Annotated in this window: 20 protein-coding genes; 6 read left to right on the top strand and 14 right to left on the bottom strand. The window is 61.7% G+C overall.

What is annotated here, in order from left to right:
- The first annotated feature begins 66 nt into the window (after nt 1-66).
- A complete protein-coding gene (locus ACK4TM_RS01885) occupies nt 67-1,089 on the top strand; it encodes an aspartate-semialdehyde dehydrogenase (RefSeq protein ID WP_409695865.1) in 1,023 nt (340 codons plus the stop codon).
- A gap of 141 nt (nt 1,090-1,230) precedes the next feature.
- Complete coding sequence (locus ACK4TM_RS01880) at nt 1,231-2,889, top strand: DUF4139 domain-containing protein (RefSeq protein ID WP_409695862.1); 1,659 nt, start codon at nt 1,231-1,233, stop codon at nt 2,887-2,889.
- A 104-nt stretch (nt 2,890-2,993) separates the two neighbouring features.
- Here ACK4TM_RS01880 and ACK4TM_RS01875 read toward each other — a convergent pair whose 3' ends face one another.
- From ACK4TM_RS01875 to ACK4TM_RS01865, 3 genes are read right to left on the bottom strand one after another with little or no spacing between them, the layout of a single operon-like run.
- Nucleotides 2,994-3,866, bottom strand: a complete 873-nt coding sequence (locus ACK4TM_RS01875; protein WP_409695859.1) for a homocysteine S-methyltransferase family protein — start codon at nt 3,864-3,866, stop codon at nt 2,994-2,996.
- The gene (locus tag ACK4TM_RS01870) at nt 3,863-4,321 is read right to left on the bottom strand and encodes a pyridoxamine 5'-phosphate oxidase family protein (protein WP_409695856.1); all 459 of its coding nucleotides are present in this window, start codon (nt 4,319-4,321) and stop codon (nt 3,863-3,865) included. Before ACK4TM_RS01870 ends, ACK4TM_RS01875 begins: the two co-directional genes overlap by 4 nt.
- Before the next feature lie 10 nt (nt 4,322-4,331).
- Nucleotides 4,332-4,784, bottom strand: a complete 453-nt coding sequence (locus ACK4TM_RS01865; RefSeq protein WP_409695853.1) for a GAF domain-containing protein — start codon at nt 4,782-4,784, stop codon at nt 4,332-4,334.
- A 152-nt stretch (nt 4,785-4,936) separates the two neighbouring features.
- On the opposite strand from ACK4TM_RS01865, the gene ACK4TM_RS01860 reads away from it, so the two are divergent.
- Nucleotides 4,937-6,508, top strand: a complete 1,572-nt coding sequence (locus ACK4TM_RS01860) for a gamma-glutamyltransferase family protein (RefSeq protein ID WP_409695850.1) — start codon at nt 4,937-4,939, stop codon at nt 6,506-6,508.
- Nucleotides 6,509-6,518: 10 nt separating this feature from the next.
- Here the strand turns inward: ACK4TM_RS01860 and ACK4TM_RS01855 are convergent, their stop codons facing one another.
- On the bottom strand, nt 6,519-6,908 hold the full coding sequence (locus ACK4TM_RS01855; protein ID WP_409695847.1) for a hypothetical protein: 390 nt from the start codon (nt 6,906-6,908) through the stop codon (nt 6,519-6,521).
- A 28-nt stretch (nt 6,909-6,936) separates the two neighbouring features.
- Complete coding sequence (locus tag ACK4TM_RS01850) at nt 6,937-7,467, bottom strand: NADPH-dependent FMN reductase (RefSeq protein WP_409695844.1); 531 nt, start codon at nt 7,465-7,467, stop codon at nt 6,937-6,939.
- Between the two features lie 103 nt (nt 7,468-7,570).
- Between ACK4TM_RS01850 and ACK4TM_RS01845 the strand changes: the two genes are divergently transcribed.
- A complete protein-coding gene (locus ACK4TM_RS01845) occupies nt 7,571-9,223 on the top strand; it encodes a thiamine pyrophosphate-binding protein (RefSeq protein WP_409695841.1) in 1,653 nt (550 codons plus the stop codon).
- Between the two features lie 64 nt (nt 9,224-9,287).
- Here the strand turns inward: ACK4TM_RS01845 and bluB are convergent, their stop codons facing one another.
- The 5 genes from bluB to cobO all read right to left on the bottom strand — a co-directional run bounded on the left by bluB (nt 9,288) and on the right by cobO (nt 12,023).
- Entirely contained in the window at nt 9,288-9,911 is a 624-nt protein-coding gene (gene bluB / locus ACK4TM_RS01840) for a 5,6-dimethylbenzimidazole synthase (protein ID WP_409695838.1), read from the bottom strand.
- The gene (locus tag ACK4TM_RS01835; RefSeq protein WP_409695835.1) at nt 9,912-10,274 is read right to left on the bottom strand and encodes a Lin0512 family protein; all 363 of its coding nucleotides are present in this window, start codon (nt 10,272-10,274) and stop codon (nt 9,912-9,914) included.
- On the bottom strand, nt 10,271-10,615 hold the full coding sequence (locus tag ACK4TM_RS01830) for a Lin0512 family protein (protein WP_409695832.1): 345 nt from the start codon (nt 10,613-10,615) through the stop codon (nt 10,271-10,273). Before ACK4TM_RS01830 ends, ACK4TM_RS01835 begins: the two co-directional genes overlap by 4 nt.
- 44 nt (nt 10,616-10,659) lie before the next feature.
- Complete coding sequence (locus tag ACK4TM_RS01825) at nt 10,660-11,334, bottom strand: YrbL family protein (RefSeq protein WP_409695829.1); 675 nt, start codon at nt 11,332-11,334, stop codon at nt 10,660-10,662.
- 80 nt (nt 11,335-11,414) lie between these two features.
- A complete protein-coding gene (gene cobO, locus ACK4TM_RS01820; RefSeq protein WP_409695826.1) occupies nt 11,415-12,023 on the bottom strand; it encodes a cob(I)yrinic acid a,c-diamide adenosyltransferase in 609 nt (202 codons plus the stop codon).
- A 76-nt stretch (nt 12,024-12,099) separates the two neighbouring features.
- On the opposite strand from cobO, the gene ACK4TM_RS01815 reads away from it, so the two are divergent.
- Entirely contained in the window at nt 12,100-12,402 is a 303-nt protein-coding gene (locus ACK4TM_RS01815) for a hypothetical protein (protein ID WP_409695823.1), read from the top strand.
- Here ACK4TM_RS01815 and ACK4TM_RS01810 read toward each other — a convergent pair.
- Entirely contained in the window at nt 12,399-12,938 is a 540-nt protein-coding gene (locus ACK4TM_RS01810; protein ID WP_409695820.1) for a hypothetical protein, read from the bottom strand. The genes ACK4TM_RS01815 and ACK4TM_RS01810 overlap by 4 nt on opposite strands.
- A 137-nt stretch (nt 12,939-13,075) precedes the next feature.
- Entirely contained in the window at nt 13,076-16,798 is a 3,723-nt protein-coding gene (gene cobN, locus ACK4TM_RS01805) for a cobaltochelatase subunit CobN (RefSeq protein ID WP_409695817.1), read from the bottom strand.
- A gap of 47 nt (nt 16,799-16,845) precedes the next feature.
- Between cobN and ACK4TM_RS01800 the strand changes: the two genes are divergently transcribed.
- Nucleotides 16,846-17,007: a hypothetical protein gene (locus ACK4TM_RS01800; RefSeq protein ID WP_322894661.1), complete on the top strand. Its 162-nt coding sequence runs from the start codon at nt 16,846-16,848 to the stop codon at nt 17,005-17,007.
- A gap of 2 nt (nt 17,008-17,009) precedes the next feature.
- Here ACK4TM_RS01800 and ACK4TM_RS01795 read toward each other — a convergent pair whose 3' ends face one another.
- Entirely contained in the window at nt 17,010-17,459 is a 450-nt protein-coding gene (locus ACK4TM_RS01795; RefSeq protein ID WP_409695814.1) for a GNAT family N-acetyltransferase, read from the bottom strand.
- Nucleotides 17,456-18,209: GTP-binding protein (locus ACK4TM_RS01790; protein WP_409695811.1), on the bottom strand; the 754-nt coding region annotated here is incomplete at its 5' end. The genes ACK4TM_RS01795 and ACK4TM_RS01790, both read right to left, overlap by 4 nt.

The raw sequence follows: 18,209 nt of genomic DNA, 5'->3' as shown, positions 1-18,209 counted from the left end.
GCGGCCCCTTTCCCTGAGGTGCCTGACACGGTAAGAGGCGGCACTCGCAATCAAGGAGCCAATCAAATGGGCTATCGAATCGCCGTTGTCGGCGCCACGGGCAACGTGGGCCGCGAAATGCTGAATATCCTCCACGAACGGACCTTTCCGGTGGATGAAATCGTCGCACTTGCCAGCCGCAAATCGCTGGGGACCGAGATCAGCTTTGGTGACAAGACCCTCAAGACCAAGGACCTTGATACGTTCGATTTTACCGGCTGGGATATGGCTTTGTTTGCCGTTGGTTCTGACGCCACGAAAATCTATGCCCCGAAAGCTGCGAAAGCAGGCTGTGTGGTGATCGATAATTCATCGCTTTATCGCTATGACGCCGATGTGCCGCTGATCGTGCCAGAGGTGAATGCAGATGCGATCCATGGTTATTCCAAGAAAAACATCATCGCGAACCCGAATTGTTCGACAGCCCAGATGGTTGTCGCGCTCAAGCCCCTGCATGACCGCGCGCGGATCAAGCGGGTGGTGGTGAGCACCTATCAATCCGTGTCGGGTGCCGGCAAGGAAGGCATTGATGAGCTGTGGGACCAGACCAAAAGCATTTATAACCCCACCGACAGCAAGCCGCCCCGCAAGTTCCCCAAGCAGATCGCGTTCAACGTGATCCCGCATATCGATGTGTTTCTGGATGACGGGTCGACCAAGGAAGAATGGAAAATGGTCGCCGAGACCAAGAAGATCCTTGATTCCAAGATCAAGGTGACCGCCACTTGCGTGCGGGTGCCGGTCTTTGTCGGCCATTCGGAATCGATCAATATCGAGTTCGAGGATTTTCTGGACGAACATGAAGCCCGCGATATCCTGCGTGAATCGCCCGGCATCATGGTGATCGACAAGCGCGAGGATGGCGGCTACGTCACGCCGATCGAATGCGTCGGCGATTACGCGACCTTTATCAGCCGCATCCGGCAGGACAGCACCATCGACAACGGGCTGAACCTGTGGTGCGTTTCCGACAATTTGCGCAAGGGTGCTGCGTTGAACGCGGTGCAGATCGCGGAAGTGCTGGGGCGTGAGTGCCTGAAAAAGGGCTGAAACCCGCCTGAACCGAATTGAAAGGGGGCGCCTTTCCGGCGCCTCTTTTTTTTGCGAATATTTCCGCTGATGGGTGATGTCATCTGGTGCGACAATCCGCCCCGGCCTGTATAGCTGTGGCATTCAATCAGGAGACGCCCCATGTTCCGCCTTTTACTGACCACCAGCGTTATGGCTCTTTCCGCCCCCGCCTTTGCCGACACGATCACCGGACAGGCCCGTGTGGACAGTGTCACCATCTATCCCGGCCTTGCCAGTGTGACCCGACAGGTGACGCTTGACCTGCCTGAAGGGCAGCATGAGGTCATCATCCCCGGTCTGCCGCAGAATCTGCGGACTGACGGGGTGCGCATCGCGGCACCGGGGCAAGTGCGTCTGGGCTCGGTCAATCTGGCGTTCGACCGTCTGCCTGTGACGCCTGATCAGGCCAGCCCCGCCGTGCAAGACGCGCGCGCAGAGGTAGAGCGGCTGGAAGAGGTGGTGCGGATGCGCGACGTTGCCATTGCCGAAATCCGCCTGCGTGTGCAGGCAGCGGAAGACCAAATCGCGTTTTTGCAAAGTCTGGGGCAGGCCAGCGCCGGTGAGACGCTGAGCAATGCGACGATCAGCGATATTCAGGCGCTGGCGCAGATGGTGGGCGCCGAAACGCTGGCGCTGCGCAGTGCTGCTTTCGCGGCTGAACAAGAGGCGCAGGCCGCGATCCGTGCGCGCGAGGATGAGGCTGATGCATTGGCGGATGCGCGCCGCGCGCTTGATGCCTTGCTGGCACCCGAAGAGCAGGGGTCAGTGCTGACATTTCGCGTTGATGCGGCAGAGCCGGGTGAGGTGACGTTTGACATCACCACCACCGAAAACCTTGCCAACTGGTCGCCGGTCTATGACATGCGCCTGGCCACAGGTGACGCGCCGCGTGTGGAAGTCGACCGGGCGGTGGTGGTCAGTCAGGCCACCGGTCAGGACTGGCTGGATGTGCAACTGATCCTGTCCACCGCCCGCCCCGGCGAGCAGATCGCGCCGAGTGGAGCCTGGGCAGACCTGCGGCGGATCATTTCGCGGGCCGATCTTGACCGGGAAAATGCTGCAGCCATGGGGGCGGCGGATATGATGTCGCTTCAGCGCAACGGACCCATGCTATCCGCACCCAGAACAGAGGCGAGCCCGGTGACCGCCCAGGCCGATTTCAGCGGCGCGGCGGTGACTTATGTCTATCCGACGCGTGTCGATATCCGCAACGGGGTCGAGGAACTGCGCCTGCCTCTGGACCAGCTGACATTCGACGCGGAGGTCTGGGCCGAGGCGACGCCGATGTCGGATGCCAATGCCTACCGGGTGGCGGAATTCACCAATACAACTGATGAAATCCTGCTGCCCGGTCCGGTGATGGTGCAGGCAGATGGCACGATGGTGGGCTTCAGCTATCTGCCGCTGCTGGCGGCGGGGGCCGAGATGGATATGGGCTTTGGTCCGCTGGACGGTTTGCGCCTGACGCGCCAGACGCCCAGCAGGTCCGAGGGGGATGTCGGCGTGTTTTCATCCGCGACCCAGTTGGTTGACCGCACGATCCTGAAGGTTGAAAACCTGACCGGACAGGATTGGGATGTGCTGCTGCGTGACGCGGTGCCTTATTCCGAACAGGATGATCTGGAGGTTTCGCTGACGGCAAGCCCCGCCGTGACCCGCCGCGACCCTGAGGGTGAGCGCGGCATTGTCGAATGGGACCTGCGCGTGCCAGCCGGAACCGAACAAGAGGTGACGATGGAATACACCCTGCGCTGGCCCAGCGGTTACGTGCTGAGGTAAGTGTCGGTTGCAGGCGCGGGCAGGTGATCTGCCCGCGCCTGTGTCTGCTGCCGTTCGGACAGGTCGCGTGGCGTGTTCACGCAGGCGTTCCCTTCACCCCGGGATCATATCACTTCGTGCCCGGCGTCGCGGATGGCTTGGGCAAGGCGTGCGATATGGACGGGCCCGACCTCGCAGCAGCCGCCGACGATGGTGGCACCTTGCGCGATCCAGCCCATCGCAAAGCCAGCATAGGCGTCCGGCCCCAGATCGCGACGGGAGTGCAGCGCATCGACTGTCGGTTTGTCCTGCAGAAAATCCTTGGTGATCTGGGTGAAGCCATTGGCATAGGCCCCGAACGGCAGATCGCCTTGCGCGAATATGTCCATCGCTGCTGCCATCGCCTCTGGCGCGGAACAATTGGCAAGCAAGGCGCCGGCATCTTTCGCCAGTGCCAGCACATCGCCGACAGCTTCGCCGGATCGCAGGCGGCTGCCGTCTTCGTCATCCAGCGTGACGGACAGCCAGACGGGCTTGCCCGTGGGCAAGGCCCCCTCCAGCACCGCGCGCGCATGGGCGAGAGAGGCGACCGTTTCGCAGATGATCAGATCGACTTGCGGGGCAAGGAGACCGGCCACTTCCGCATAAAGCGGGACGGCGATGCCGTGGGCGGGATGCACGTCTGGGCGGTAGCTGGCCACCAGAGGTCCGATTGTGCCGGCGACGCGGCCAGTGCCCTGTGCTTCTTGCACGGCGGCGGTGATCAGCGTTTCCAATTGCCCGTCTAGCGCGGTGCCTGCCAGCCGGTCACGGTGCAGAGCATAGGTATTGGCGGAATGGACCGTCGCCCCCGCCGCGCGGTAATCGGCATGGACGGCGGCGACCATGCCGGGGTGGTCGACCATGACCTGCGTCGACCAGAGCGGGGTGGGGGGCTGGCCGGAGCGCCGGACGAGTTCCTGGCCCATGCCCCCGTCAAGAAGGATGATCTGTGTCATGGATAGACCTTTGCAAAGCGGGTTTTGTAATATGCGATCATTGTATCCTCTGTCGTGCCATCGTCATAGGGTGGCGTCCAGATCATCGATGCGGTTTTGATCCTGATTTCGATCAGGGCGCTGGCCCTGTTCGCCAGACCACCGAAGACTTCGATCCACCGCGGGTGCATTTTGGCGAACCAGTCACCTTCTTCGCGATGAATGTTTGCTTGGCCTGATAGGCGCACGGCCTTGCGCGCGAAAGGGTCGATGAAATTCACCTCGACTCTGGGATTGGCAGCAAGGTTGCGCCTTGTCCCGGGGGACCGGATATCTGCAAAGGCGATGGTCGTGCTGTCGAGCACCAGAAACGTGCCTTTGGGCGATACCGCAGGCGCGCCGTCGGCTGTGACGCTGGCGACAAATCCCAGCGGGAAATTGGCGATCAGGTCCTGCATTGCAGCGTCCAGTGTCATGGTGTGATCCTCAGCGCGCAAAAACGTCTTGCAGGATGCCAGCCAGTGCATCGGCGTCTTGCCGAGTAAAGGCATCCGGCTGGTTGCTGTCGATGTCAAATACACCGATCAGCGTACCGGACCCGTCAAAGACCGGCAGCACCAGTTCCGACCGCGTGCTGCTGGCGCAGGCGATATGACCGGGAAAGGCATCGACATCGGGCACCAGCTGCACCTGCCCGGTACGTGCAGCGGCACCACAGACGCCGCGTGCAAACGGGATGACAAGGCAGCCGTGGCCGCCTTGATACGGCCCGATCTTGAGCAGGTCCGGCGCGGTGACGCGGTAGAACCCGGTCCAGTCGAAACGATCGTCGCTGTGGTGCACTTCGCAACTGATCGTGGCCATCAGGGAGATGGTATCGGTTTCGCCTTCGGTCAGCGCGGCGATGGTTTTCTGCAATGTCATGTAGTCAACGCGCATGTTGCGTCCTTTCGCTGTTGCAGGGGGCCTGCCCCATGCCTTCAGGGCGGGTATATCCGAGCATGTGCCGCGCGCAAGCGCCCCAGATTGCCGTTGCAGCCGGGCGTGATTGCCCTAGGGTCGTGCGGGTATCGACGTTGGGGGAAAGACAGATGCGCGATTTTCACAGACCGGGGCGGTCGGCGGTTCATGTGGCCAATGGCATGTGCGCGACATCGCATCCGCTGGCGGCCAAGGTCGCGGTGCAGATGCTGGAAGCGGGCGGCAATGCCATGGATGCCGCGCTTGCGGGGGCCGTCCTGCTGGGGATTTGCGAGCCGCATATGACCGGCATCGGCGGTGATTGTTTCGTGCTGTTCAACCCGCCCGGCGAAGACCGAGTGCTGGCGCTGAACGGGTCCGGTCGCGCGCCTGCGGGGATCGATGCGGATGCCTTGCGCGCCAAGGGTGGGGTGATTGCGCCCTATAGCGCCGATGCGGTCAGCGTGCCGGGGGCGGTCGATGCGTTCTGTCGTCTGTCCCGCGATTGGGGCACGCTGGGGCTGAAGGCGGTGCTGGCCCCCGCGATCCATTATGCCGAAACCGGGGTGCCGGTGGCCGAACGTGCCGCAAGCGACTGGGCGCAGGCGGATCATCTGTCGGGCGTGGCCCGCGATCTGTTCCTGATGGGCGGGCAGGCACCGCGACCGGGCCAGATGTTCAGCGCACCCGGCCAGGCAGAGGTCTTGCGCCGCATCGCGATGCAAGGCCGCGCGGGTTTCTACGAAGGCGAGGTGGCCGAGGATATGGTCACCGCGCTGCGCGCCCGTGGTGGTACGCATACGTTAGAGGATTTCGCGGCGACCGCCTGCGATTACACCGAACCGGTGTCGGGCGGTTATGGCGGGCTGGAGTTGTTCGAGCATCCGCCGAACGGGCAGGGGGCGACGGCGATCTTGCTGCTCAATATCCTCAAGCATTTCGATATCGCTGCGATGGACCCCTGGGGTGCCCAGCGCGCGCATATCGAGGCGGAGGCGACAAAGCTGGCCTATGACACCCGCAACCGGTTCATGGCTGATCCCGATCATATGGCGCGGCTGGATTATATGCTTTCACCCGACACGGCGGCGAATCTTGCGGCATTGATCCACCCTGCGCGCGCGATGCCCGCCGGGTTGCCGGGCGCAGAGGCAGTGCACAAGGACACGGTCTATATCACCGTGGTGGACAAGGACCGGATGGCGGTATCGCTGATTTATTCGCTGTTTCATGCCTTCGGGTCGGGTATCGCGTCCGACAAATTCGGCATCATGTTCCAGAACCGTGGCGCTGGTTTCACGCTGGAACAAGGCCACCCGAACGAGGTGGGCCCCGGCAAGCGCCCGATGCATACGATCATCCCTGCGATGCTGAAAAAGGACGGCAAGGTCATGATGCCGTTTGGCGTGATGGGCGGGCAGTATCAATCGACGGGTCATGCGCGCTTTGTCAGCAATATGACCGATTTCGGCCTGTCACCGCAGGCTGCCATTGACGCTCCACGCTGTTTTGCCGACGGCGATGTGCTGAATGTCGAGGATGGCTATGGCGATGCGGTCAAGGCGGCATTGGTGGATCTGGGCCACAAGGTGCAGCGGCCCGACACCGCGATTGGTGGCGCGCAGGCGATCCTGATCCATGATGATGGCGTGTTGGAAGGTGGCAGTGACCCGCGCAAAGATGGCTGTGCCTTGGGCTATTGAACCGGGGCGGTCAGCTGGATTTGCGCAAGGATCGCAAAAACAGGCCGAGACCGCCCACCAGCAGGACCATGATGACCAACAGGTCAAAAATGCTCAGCCGCGCGAATTGCACGGTCGTATTGGCGATGACGCCAAAGACCAATGCGATCAGCGAAGCCCCGGCTATGATCCAGCCCAGCCAGTTTTTAGCATTATAGAAAATCAGCCCAATCCCGAACATCAGCGGGATCAGGATCATGCCGGACGTCACCGGCATACCGCCCATGCCAAAGACCCTGCCGCCAAAATTGGGGCGCACCACGATTCCGTTAAGCAGCAGATAGCCGCCGCCGATCATCATGATCAGCCCGATCAGAAACTGATTTGTGCCGCCGTCACTGCCGCCTGCGCCTCTGGGCATGGAAAATCCTTTCGCATTTTGCGGCACTTTAGACCAATGCGCGCAGTTCATCCATCAGTTCCGTCAGCAGTTTGACATAGGTTTCGCCTGTCAGGATGCCCTTGTCGTCAAATTCCTTGGCGGACCCTGCGACCAGCACCTCTGGCCCCTGCAGGATACGCGGGCGGAAGGTCATCATCCCCAGCCGCAGCGAAAACTGCGTCCTTTCGCCGCCCGCACGTCCGGCAGTCGCCGACATGATCGCGAGCGGCTTGTTTTTCCATGGGTTGCCTTCGGTCCGGCTGATCCAGTCGAGCGCGTTTTTCAGCGAACCCGACATGGCCTTATTGTATTCGGGGCCCGCGATGATCACCGCATCGGCGGCTTTGATCTGGTCAGACAGGGTCTGAACCGCGTCGGGGATGCCTGACGCGTCTTCCAGATCACCGTCGTAAAGCGGAAAGCGGATGTTGCCTTCGATAAAGGTGTCGGGGTTGAAAATGCGCGCGGCGTTGCGCAGCAGCATCGTGTTGGTAGAGGCTTTGCGCAAAGAGCCGGAAATGCCGAGCAGGGTTGTCATCAGGATACCTTTCACTGTTCGCACTGATACTTAAATCGTTTGCCGGATTGAACAACCCGGGCCTTTGGCACATGATCCGGGCGACTGAGGAGAGGTGATCCAGATGCAACGACACGGCGGCAAGATACTGAGCGATCAATTGTTGAAACTGGGCGTGCGCCGGGTGTTTTCGGTGCCGGGCGAGAGCTTTCTTGCGGCACTGGACGGGCTTTATGACAGCGGGATCGCCAATATTGTCTGCCGTCAGGAAGGCGGCGCCGCGATGATGGCCGAGGCCTATGGCAAGATGACCGGCCAGCCCGGCGTGTGTTTCGTCACGCGCGGACCGGGGGCCACCAATGCCAGCGCGGGCATCCATGTCGCGATGCAGGACAGCACGCCGATGGTGCTGTTCGTCGGTCAGATCGACAACCGCCACACGGATCGCGAAACGTTTCAGGAGGTGGATTACCGCGCGATGTTCGGCGGTATCGCCAAATGGGTGGCGCAGGTGGATGATACCGACCGCCTGCCTGAATATATTGGCCGCGCTTTTCGTGTGGCGATGTCGGGCAGACCCGGACCTGTGGTGCTGGCCCTGCCCGAAAACATGCTGAGTGCGGCGGCGGATGTGCCTGACGTGCGCATCCCCAATATGGTGCCGGGTGAATTGCCGGGTCATGCGACGCAGGCGATCCTGCAGGCGCTGGGGCAGGCCAAGCGCCCCTTGGTCGTTGTCGGTGGGCCGCATTGGAATGCGCAGGCGCAGGCGGATGTGCAGAGCTTTGTCGAAAGGCAGCAGATACCTGTCGTGGCGGGTCTGCGCAGGCAGGATTATGTCGATAACCGCCATCCCTGTTACGGGGGCGACCTGAATGTCGGGGTCAATCCGCGTCTGGCCAGTCGGGTCCGCGAGGCGGATCTGCTGTTGCTGATCGGCACAAGGTTTGGCGATATCGAGACACAGGGCTATACGCTGGTCGATCCGGGCGATCCGCAGAAGACCATCATCCATATCCATGCCTCTGGCGACGAGATTGGCCGCGTCTATGCCCCCGATATCGGTGTGGTGGCCACGGCCCCTGCGGCCCTGCGCGCGCTGGCTGCGGCGGAGCCTGTGGGCGAATGGGCCGCGTGGACCGCTGCCACACGGGCGGATCATGATGCATGGATAGCACCTCAGGAAAGTCCCGGCGCGCTGAAGCAGGAAGAGGTGATCAGATGGTTGTCGGACAATCTGCCGGATGACGCGATCCTGACCAATGGCGCGGGGAATTATGCTGCCTGGTTGCACCGGTATTTCGTGTACAAGCAGCATGGCACGCAATTGGCACCGACATCGGGGTCAATGGGTTACGGGTTTCCGGCGGCGATTGCCGCATCGCTGGAATATCCGGACCGTAGGGTGGTCTGCCTTGCCGGTGATGGCTGTTTCCAGATGACCTGTAATGAATTGTCCACTGCTATTCAGCATGGGGCCACACCGATTGTCGTGGTGATGGACAATGGCCGCTATGGCACGATCCGGATGCATCAGGAGAAGACCTATCCGGGGCGAGTGTCGGGGACGGCTCTGGTGAACCCGGATTTCGCGGTTCTTGCCCGCGCCTATGGCGGTTATGGCGAGGTCGTCACCTCGACTGCGGATTTTGCCGCCGCATTCGGGCGCGCGCAGGATTCAGGCAAGCTCGCGATCATTGCCTGCAAGGTGGATGAAGAGGCTTTGTCCACTGGCGCGACGTTGAGTGCGGTGCGGGACGCGGCTTTGTCGCGCTGACGCGACAAATGCCTCCGGCAGGAGTATTTTTGGAAAAAAGAAGCTGAAGGCTGCCGGGCGGCCTTTAGCGTTTTACCCAGTGCGATCCGGTGTTTTGCTGCCAATCCGTGCGGTGCAGCAGCGGGGTGTCGTCGTCCTGCGCGGCTTTGCCCAGGCAAAGATAGCCGGTCAGATGCCAGTGGTCCGGCACATCCAGCGCGCGCGCCACAGCAAGCGGATCAAGGATCGATACCCAGCCTAGCCCGAGATTTTCGGCCCGTGCGGCCAGCCAAAGAGTGTGGATCGCGCAGACGGTGGAATAAGTCAGCATTTCGGGCATGGATTGGCGGCCCAGCCCGTGGCCTTCATCCGGATCAGCGGCGGTAAAGACGGCCAGATGCACTGGCGCGTCGCGCAAGCCTGCGAGTTTGAGGGCGAGGTAATCCTGTTGCCGGTCCGCATCATAGATCGCGGCGGCGACGGTATTGGCGGTTTCGAAATTGGCGATGATGGCGCTGCGCACGGCGGGGGAAGCCACCTCGATCACGCGCCATGGGCGGGAATTGCCGACCGAAGGGGCAAGGTCCATGGCGCGGCGCAATCTGACCATGGCGGTGGGATCGACCGGGTCGGGTAGAAAGTGCCGGACGTCGCGACGCCATTGCAGCAGATCGTGCAGGGTGTCGCGATGATGGGGCGACATCTGCATTCAGGTCAGCCGCCATTTGCCGTCCTGGCCGGGCAGGAAAGCCTCGACCGCGGCGGTTGCGATGACGGCGGTGTTGCCGGTTTCGGGATTGGGCACGTTCAGCCCGCCTTTGACAGCCCGCACGCTCGCGTGTCCGCGCGGCAGACCGGCGGCGAGGGCTGCGCAATCGATCTTGTCGGGGGCCTGCACGGCAACAGTGACCTGCACCCGCATCGCCGCGTGGTCCAGCCCGATACTGTCAAAGATCGGCAGGGTGGAATGGCGGATCGCGTCTTCGATCGCGCGGGCGGCGGCCTTTTGATAATCCATCCCGTGCAGGTCGTTGCCCATGCCCATTTCGATGATCACGCGTCGGTCGGTCATGCCGGCACCATGTCAAAGCCGACGCTGATCGCGACGTTGGCGATCACGGTCGGCGGGCCGTCGGGACGGGGGATATCAAGCCCGCCGTGTTCCACGCGGATGATGGGTTGGCCGTAGGGAAAGATGTCCAGCAGGCTGGTGGCGTCCACCCGGTCGGGGTGTTGCACGCCGATCACCACCTCGATCTGCATGGCTTCTTTTGGAAAGCCGAAGAGTTCGGCCATATTGATCGAATTGTGCCAGAGCGCATCCTGCAAGGCCCGCCTTGCGGCCTGGGTGTAATCCTGCCGGCGCAGGCTGGTGCCCATGCCGAATTCGGTCAAGACGCGGTGGTGTGCCATGATGTCGGTCCTTTAGTGTGGCCTGACGCCACACTAGACCAAGCTTAGCGGGGGATCGAGAACTCTTGACGATCAGGGTGCCAGATCAGGCCCGTGTTGCGCGCCAGCCGCTTGCAGCTGTCATTGAGGCCGAGCCGGTTGGACCAGCGCGCCATGGAACGCACCGGAATTGCGTGGATATCGCCGAAGCCATCGACAAGGACGCATTCGTCATCGCCCGGCCCGGTGCCGTTGTCGCGCCGGCCAAAGACGAAGTTGTTGGGGTTCATATCGCTGGCGCGGATATCATGGGCGTAGATCCGGCGGATCGTGTCGTTCAGCATGTCGATATGCGCCTGTGCCAATGTGCCTGCGCGCACCACGGCACCCAGCGTTTCGCCGATCTGACCGCCGGGTTCCATCACCCGTTCGGTGACACAGCCCAGCCCTTTGGTTGTGGGGGTGAAGCCGAACATATGTGCGATGGGCGGGTGGAAATCCGGGCCGGGATTGCGCAGCATGATCCGCAGATATTCGGCATATTCCTTGCGGATCTGGCGCAGACGCGTGCTCGGCAGCAGGCGGTCGATGATACCGTTGAAATTGTTGCGTCTGGGCATCAGCGTCGCAGGCTGCAAGACCTTGATCAGTTTGGTCGGATCAAGCGGGTGCAGATAGACCGCGCGCTGGATGCCCGTCGCGACAAGATCTGTGCCTGAAAGTGCTAATGCGACCACCATGCCTTGAGTTAGATGAACGGATCGGTTCAGTTCAACTCCAGAAGCGACATGTAACAATTATGTGAAGGTGGGATGACGCCCTAAAATTCGACCCCGATCTGAGCCTTGATGCCAGAGCGGAACGGGTGTTTGACCAATTCCATTTCGGTCACCAGATCGGCCAGTTCGATCAGGTCGTCATGCGCGTTGCGCCCGGTCAGCACCACATGGGTCATGGGCGGTTTGTGATCGCGCAGGAACGCCACGACATCGGCGATGGCGACGTAATCATAGCGGATCGCGATGTTGATCTCATCCAGCAGGACCATCGTGTTGGTCTCATCCAGGATCAGTTCCTTCGCCTTGGCCCAGGCGGCCTGTGCCATTTCGGTATCGCGGGATTTGTCCTGCGTTTCCCAAGTGAAACCTTCGCCCATGGTGTGAAAGGCGCAGGTATCGCTGAATTTGGCAAGGATCAGATCACGTTCGCCGGTGGACATGCCGCCCTTTATGAATTGCACTACGGCGCATTTCATATCATGTGCGATGCAGCGGAAGATCATCCCGAAAGCGGCAGAGGATTTGCCCTTGCCCTTGCCGGTATGGACGATGATCAGGCCCTTCTGGTCGGTCTTGGTCGCCATGATCTTGTCACGGGCGGCTTTTTTCTTGGCCATTTTCACCGCGTGGCGGTCGGGGTCATCGGTCATGGGGTTCTCCGGTCGGCTGTAAAGGTTTTGTTAATCATAGCCATCTATAAGGTGAGGTGTAACAAGAGAGTTCACCATGCACCTTCGTCACTACCTCGCGATACTGGGCTTTTGTATTTCGGGCTGCAGCAGCGGGACCCCGGATTTCTTTGGCGTGCCTGCAGAAACGGTCACGGTTGCGCAAAGCACCTTTGCCGTCCGGCGCAAGGATGATCAGGTCGAAGTTGTGCGCACCAGCCGCGAGGCGGTCTTTTCACTGGCAGCGATCATCCCGCGCGCCGAACAGGCGGTAAGCGCTGTCACCGGCTGCACGCCCCGCCCGGGGACGTGGACGGGGGATCAGGCCGTGGCGCGGGTCAGGATCGACTGTGTGGATTAGCGCATCTGCACAATGATGGGATTATAGCCGAAATCGTCGTTCAGGTTGTCACGGTTGGCCTCGTTCACCGCGCCGATGATAATCGCCCCCAAAAGTCCGGTGCCGGCCGCTGACTGGCTGCGCTGCTGCGCGGTCATGTTGACGATTGAAGCGGTGACGGACCCAGACTGATCGGGTGTCGTACAACGCACAAAAAGCGCGGGCGAGCTTGGGCCGTAATCTGGCACGATGACGTTGGCGGGTGTGATAAACTGCGCCCGGTACACGCCGGAATCCAGGTTGCAGGCAACGCCGGTCAGTTCGGACCGCGCCTTGCCTTCGGCGTCGCCCCAAGTCCGGATCTGCACCGTGTTCTGTCCGCGAAACGCAGGCACCGGATTGCCGCGGCTGCGCGGACGCGCATAGACATCAAGGCCGACCGCATCGGCCTGCACATTCGGGATTATGTTGATAGGTGGCTGCGTGATTTCTGCCTGTTCGCAGCCCATGACCGCCAGTGCGACGGCAGTGATCGCAGCATTTTTGAAAAAAGACATTTAATAAACTTTCACTAATTCCCCACCCTTTCTTCTAAACCTGAGCGCGAGCACTGCGACAACAGCAAGCGTGTTAAGGTGCAGTGCGCAGCCGGAGTTGTGACAAGAATAGCACTCTTGGGTTGTCTGAATTCAACTTAGGTCGCGTCGAGTAGACCCGCAATCCGGGCGCGCGCTGAATTCGAGGCGGGTTGCCACAGGTTGCGGTCGATCGCTTCCTGCAGGCGCCCTGCTATTTCACGCAAGGCGGGGGCGTTGGCGTTTGCGATGAAATTGCGGGTGTCGTCGTCTTTCACAAACGCCTCTTCCACCAGATCGAAATGATGATTGCGCACGGCTCCGGTGGTGGCGGCAAAGGCGAACAGGTAATCGACCGTCGCGGCGATTTCGAACGCGCCTTTGTAGCCGTGTCGTTTCACGCCCTCGATCCATTTGGGGTTCACCACGCGGGACCGCACGACGCGGCCGATTTCATCGTCCAGCGTGCGGATGACGGGCCGTTCGGGGCGGGAATGGTCGTTGTGATAGATCGGCCGGTCGCGCCCTTGCAGGGTGCTGACGGCGGCGGCGGCACCACCTTCGAATTGGTAGTAATCGTCGCTGTCCAGAATGTCGTGTTCGCGGTTGTCCTGATTTTGCACGATAGCTTCGACCTGTGACAGGCGGGTCTTGAAGGCTGTTTCCGCCCGTTCGCCGCTTGCCTTGGCACCGTAGGCGTAGCTGCCCCATGCCAGATAGGCGGCGGCGAAATCGGATTTGTCCGACCAGATGCGTTCGTCGATCAGGGCTTGCAGGCCTGCGCCGTAAGCGCCGGGTTTGGAGCCGAAGACGCGGGTGGCGTCTTCGCCTGCTTTTGTGCGCGCGGCGGCGGGGTTGAGGTCGGCGGGTTCGTCGAGGTCCTGCACCGCGCGCGCGGCGCTGTCGACAAGCGCGATCAGTTGTGGGAAGGCGTCGCGGAAGAAGCCGGAAATCCGCAGGGTGACGTCGACGCGCGGGCGGCCGAGGATGGATTGTGGTAGCACCTCGAACCCGGTGACGCGCCGGTTGGCGCTGTCCCATGTCGGCTTGACGCCCATGAGCGCAAGCGCCTGAGCGATATCATCGCCGCCGGTGCGCATATTCGCGGTGCCCCAGGCGGTGATCAGCATGGTCCGCGGCCAGTCGCCGTGGTCCTGCAGATGTTTTTCGATCAGCAGGTTGGCGGATTTCCAGCCCAAGGCCCAAGCGGTGGGTGTCGGCACGGCGCGGCTGTCGACACTGTAAAAATTGCGCCCGGTGGGCAGCACATCAAGCCGCCCACGTGTGGGCGCACCTGATGGGCCCGGGGGGATGAAGCGCCCCGCAAGGGCGGTGAGCAGGGCTGATCCTTCTGCAGGGCCGCAGGCTTGGATCGTGGGCAGGATGCGGTCGCGGATTTCGTCCAGAACGGCAAGTGATGCGCGTGGGGTAAACCCCACGGCCCCCTTCCCGCAGTCCCGCAACAGGGATTGCGACAGGTTTTCCAGCCGTTCGATTGTGTCGCCATTCGTGCGCCATGTGGTGTCATCCGCGAGGATGGCTGGTTTCTCGGTGGCGGGGGCGGCCATGTCGCAATCGAGCGGATCAATGCTGATCCCAAGGTCCGCTGCCAAAGTGCGCAAGAGCGAGGCATTACGCCCTCTGCCATCGCCACGCGCCACGCGGGCCAACGCTATGGCGAGGTCGATTTCCTGTTGGCCGGTGGGCGATTGGCCGAAGATATGCAGCCCGTCCCTGATCTGCGCCTCTTTCAACTCGCACAGATAGGCGTCAAGCTTGCCCAGATCACTGTCATTGTCGCCGGTGAAGCCTGCGTCTTTGGACAGGCCTGTAACGTCGGAGAGTGACAGGATTTCGCGCCGCAGATGGGTGACGCGGCGCGGGTCAACGCCGGCGGCTTCGTAATACTCATCCACCAAGGCTTCCAGATCGCGTAGGGGGCCATAGCTTTCGGCGCGGGTCAGGGGGGGCGTCAGATGGTCGATGATGACCGCTGATGTGCGCCGTTTGGCTTGCGTGCCTTCGCCGGGGTCGTTGACGATGAAAGGGTAGATATGGGGGGTGGGGCCGAAGACTGCCTCGGGCCAGCAGGTTTCCGAAAGGGCGACAGATTTGCCCGGCAGCCATTCCAGATTGCCGTGTTTGCCCATGTGGATGATCGCATCAGCCCCCCAATAATGCCGCAGCCAGAAATAGAAGGCGAGGTAGTTATGCGGCGGGACCAGATCGGGGGAATGGTAAGTGTCGGTCGGGTCGATGTTGTAACCCCGTGCGGGTTGCAGGCCGACGATGGCATTGCCAAAGCGGTGGATTGAGAGCGCGAAACCTGCGCCGCTGGCGCGGCTTGGGGTCTCCGGCGGGAGTGTTTCGGACAAAGCGAGGAATGGGTCATCCTCGGGGGCGCCCCAGCGCGTGGTGATCTGTTCTTTGATGTCCCAGGGCAAAGCGTCGAAATGCTGCCGGTAGGTGGCGAGCGGCAGGAATTCACCACCTTGTTTATCCGCCCGGTCGGTCAGCCAATTGGTCGGGCCTGCCATCATCTGTGCCATCAGTGCGGCGCTGTCGGTGGGCGGGGTCACATTGTAGCCTGCGTCAGTCAGAAGGTTCAGCGTGTGCACCGTCGCAGCAGGTGTGTCGAGGCCGACGCCATTAGCGAGCCGTCCGTCCTTGTTGGGGTAATTGGCGAGGATCAGGGCAACGTTCTTGTCCTTGGCAGACGTCTGCCGCAACCGTGCCCAATTAGCGGTCAGTTGCGTGACGAAATCGACCCGGTCGCCGCGCGCCTGATAGGTTGCGATGGGACATTCGGTGGCATCGTCAAAGAAAGCCTCGCCCTTGAAGCTGATCGCGCGGGACAGGATGCGGCCGTCAACCTCTGGCAGGGCGACGTTCATCGCGATGTCGCGCGCGGTCAGGCCATGCAGACCGTCGGCCCATGACGCCTCGGAACTGCCCGACAGGATCACCTGAAAGATCGGGGCGTTGTTGGCAAGCAGCGGGTTTTGCGGGCTGTCGTCGCCGTCGTGCGGGGAGCCTACGGAGAAGGCGGTACAGTTGAGGATCACGGCGGGGGGGGCGGCGCTGAAGATATGGTCCAGCGTGGCGGTGCTGACCGGGTCTTTCAGGCTGGCGACGAAGATGGGCAGGGGGTTCAGGCCCGCGCGCGACAGGCTGCGGGTCAGGCGGTTGATCGGGTTCAGACCGCCACCCTGTACCAAGGCGCGGTAGAAGATGATCGGGATGACGGGCGCGTCCGGCGTCCATGCGGCCTGCGCCGTCGCCAGATCGGCCAGTCCTGCACCGGGCCAGTAGACGCCAGCACGCAGCAGGGGGGCGGGGGCTGCGGGTTTGTCGCTGCCGTCCAGCATTGCCTTGGCATAGGCCAGCGCGTTGACGCTGTTTTGCGGGCCGCCTTCGACCAGATAGGACCAGAGCGCGTCATAGTCGGTGCCGCTGACGGTGGATAACCCGCGCAACTCGGGGTCGGGTTTGTCGTCGCCGGGCAGGAAGGCCACCGGCACGCCCGCCTCGTGCAGCCTCGCGGCATATTGGGACAGGCCGTACTTCCAATAGCCAGCGCCACCTAGGATGCGCGCGATCACCAGACCGGATTTCGTGGCGCAATCGTCCAGATGCAGATCGACCGACATCGGATGCGCAAGGTGCATCATATTGGCCAAGCGCAGCGTGGGCGGGTCTTTCATTTCGGCGCGGGCTTCGGCCAGCGCGGCAAGTTCCGTGTCGGCGGCGGAGATGATCACCACGTCGGCGGGTGTCTGGCCCAGATCGACGGGTTCCGAGCCGTCCGAAATCGCACCGGGGGTGGCGGCGAGCAGGTGCATCAGCTTTTGCCTTGTGCTATGTGGCGGCCAAACACGAGGATCACACCATGGATTACAACGCTGCAGGAGCACCGAAGATGGCTAAAAAAGGCCCCAAACACGAAGAACACAACGCTCCGGGTTCGAAGAAAAAACCGTTCGGCGCGCGCCCCGACAAGGCCGAATTGCTGGCCCGGATGAAAAAAGCCGCTGAAGAAAAGAAAAGCTGAACTCACAGCGTCTTTTCCATGAAGACTGAGCTTTTGACCGCCGGATAGTCGCCGAACGGACCGCAGAGCGTGAAACCGTGCCGTGCATACATCTTTTGTGCGGCATGCAGGATGTTGCCGGTTTCAAGTTTCAGCATCTGCAGGGACAGGGCGCGCGCCTGATCTTCGATCTGGCGCAGGATCGCATCGGCCACGCCCTGACCGCGCGCGGTGGTGTCCACGAACATAGATTTGATCTCACCATATCCGTCACAGACCCGCAGTGCGCCGGTGCCTACGATTCGGTCGCCGATCCGGGCCGTGTAGAAATGGATGTCCTGTGCCGTCAGATCGTCGATGGAGAGGTAAAAGTTTTCTTCTGGCGGGAAAAGCTCCTGCATGAGTGCGTGGCTCTGGCGCAAGAGAGCGGTTGCCTGTGCGTCGTGCGGATCGGTGAGGCTGACGATGATCATGCTTGCAGCGCTGCCGTGATCGCGGATTGGTCCAGGCCGGCCTGGCCGATCACCACCAAGCGGGTCTGCCGGGGTTTATCACCGAAAGGCTGGTCGAAATAGGTTTCGACGCGGGGGCCGACCGCTTGCAGGGTCATGCGCATCGGTTTGCCAGTGACGGCGACAAAGCCCTTCAGGCGCAGGATGTTATTGGCCTTGATCGTAGCGCTGACCTGCGCTGCAAAGGCTGCGGCATCGGTGACTTCATCGCGGGTGACGATGAAGGACTCAAATTCATCATGGCCGTGGTCGTGATGGTGATCTTCTTCGTGATCATCATCATGGTGGTGATGGTGGTGGACTTCGTGGCGCGATTCCAGATCAGCCTCGGCGCCGATCCCCTGACCCAGTAACACATCGATGGGTAGCGCGCCCATCATGGTTTTGACCACCTGCACCCCGTCGCGGCTGTCGGCGCGCAATTTGGCGGCAAGCCTGTCGGCTTCTTGCGCTGTCAGCAGGTCGGTCTTGTTCACCACGATCATGTCGGCACAGGCGATCTGGTCTTCGAAAAGTTCGGACAAGGGTGTTTCATGGTCGAGGTTGTCGTCGGCGGCGCGCTGAGCGTCGACGGCGGCAATGTTGTGGGCGAATTGGCCGTCCTGCACCGCGCGGCCATCGACCACGGTCACGACGCCGTCTACCGTCACCCGGGTAGAGATATCCGGCCAGTTGAAGGCACGCACCAAGGGTTGCGGCAGGGCAAGGCCT

This window comes from Yoonia sp., from assembly GCF_046292185.1.
In the GTDB taxonomy this organism is placed as follows: domain Bacteria; phylum Pseudomonadota; class Alphaproteobacteria; order Rhodobacterales; family Rhodobacteraceae; genus Yoonia.
This window is presented reverse-complemented; position numbering and strand designations above follow the sequence as displayed.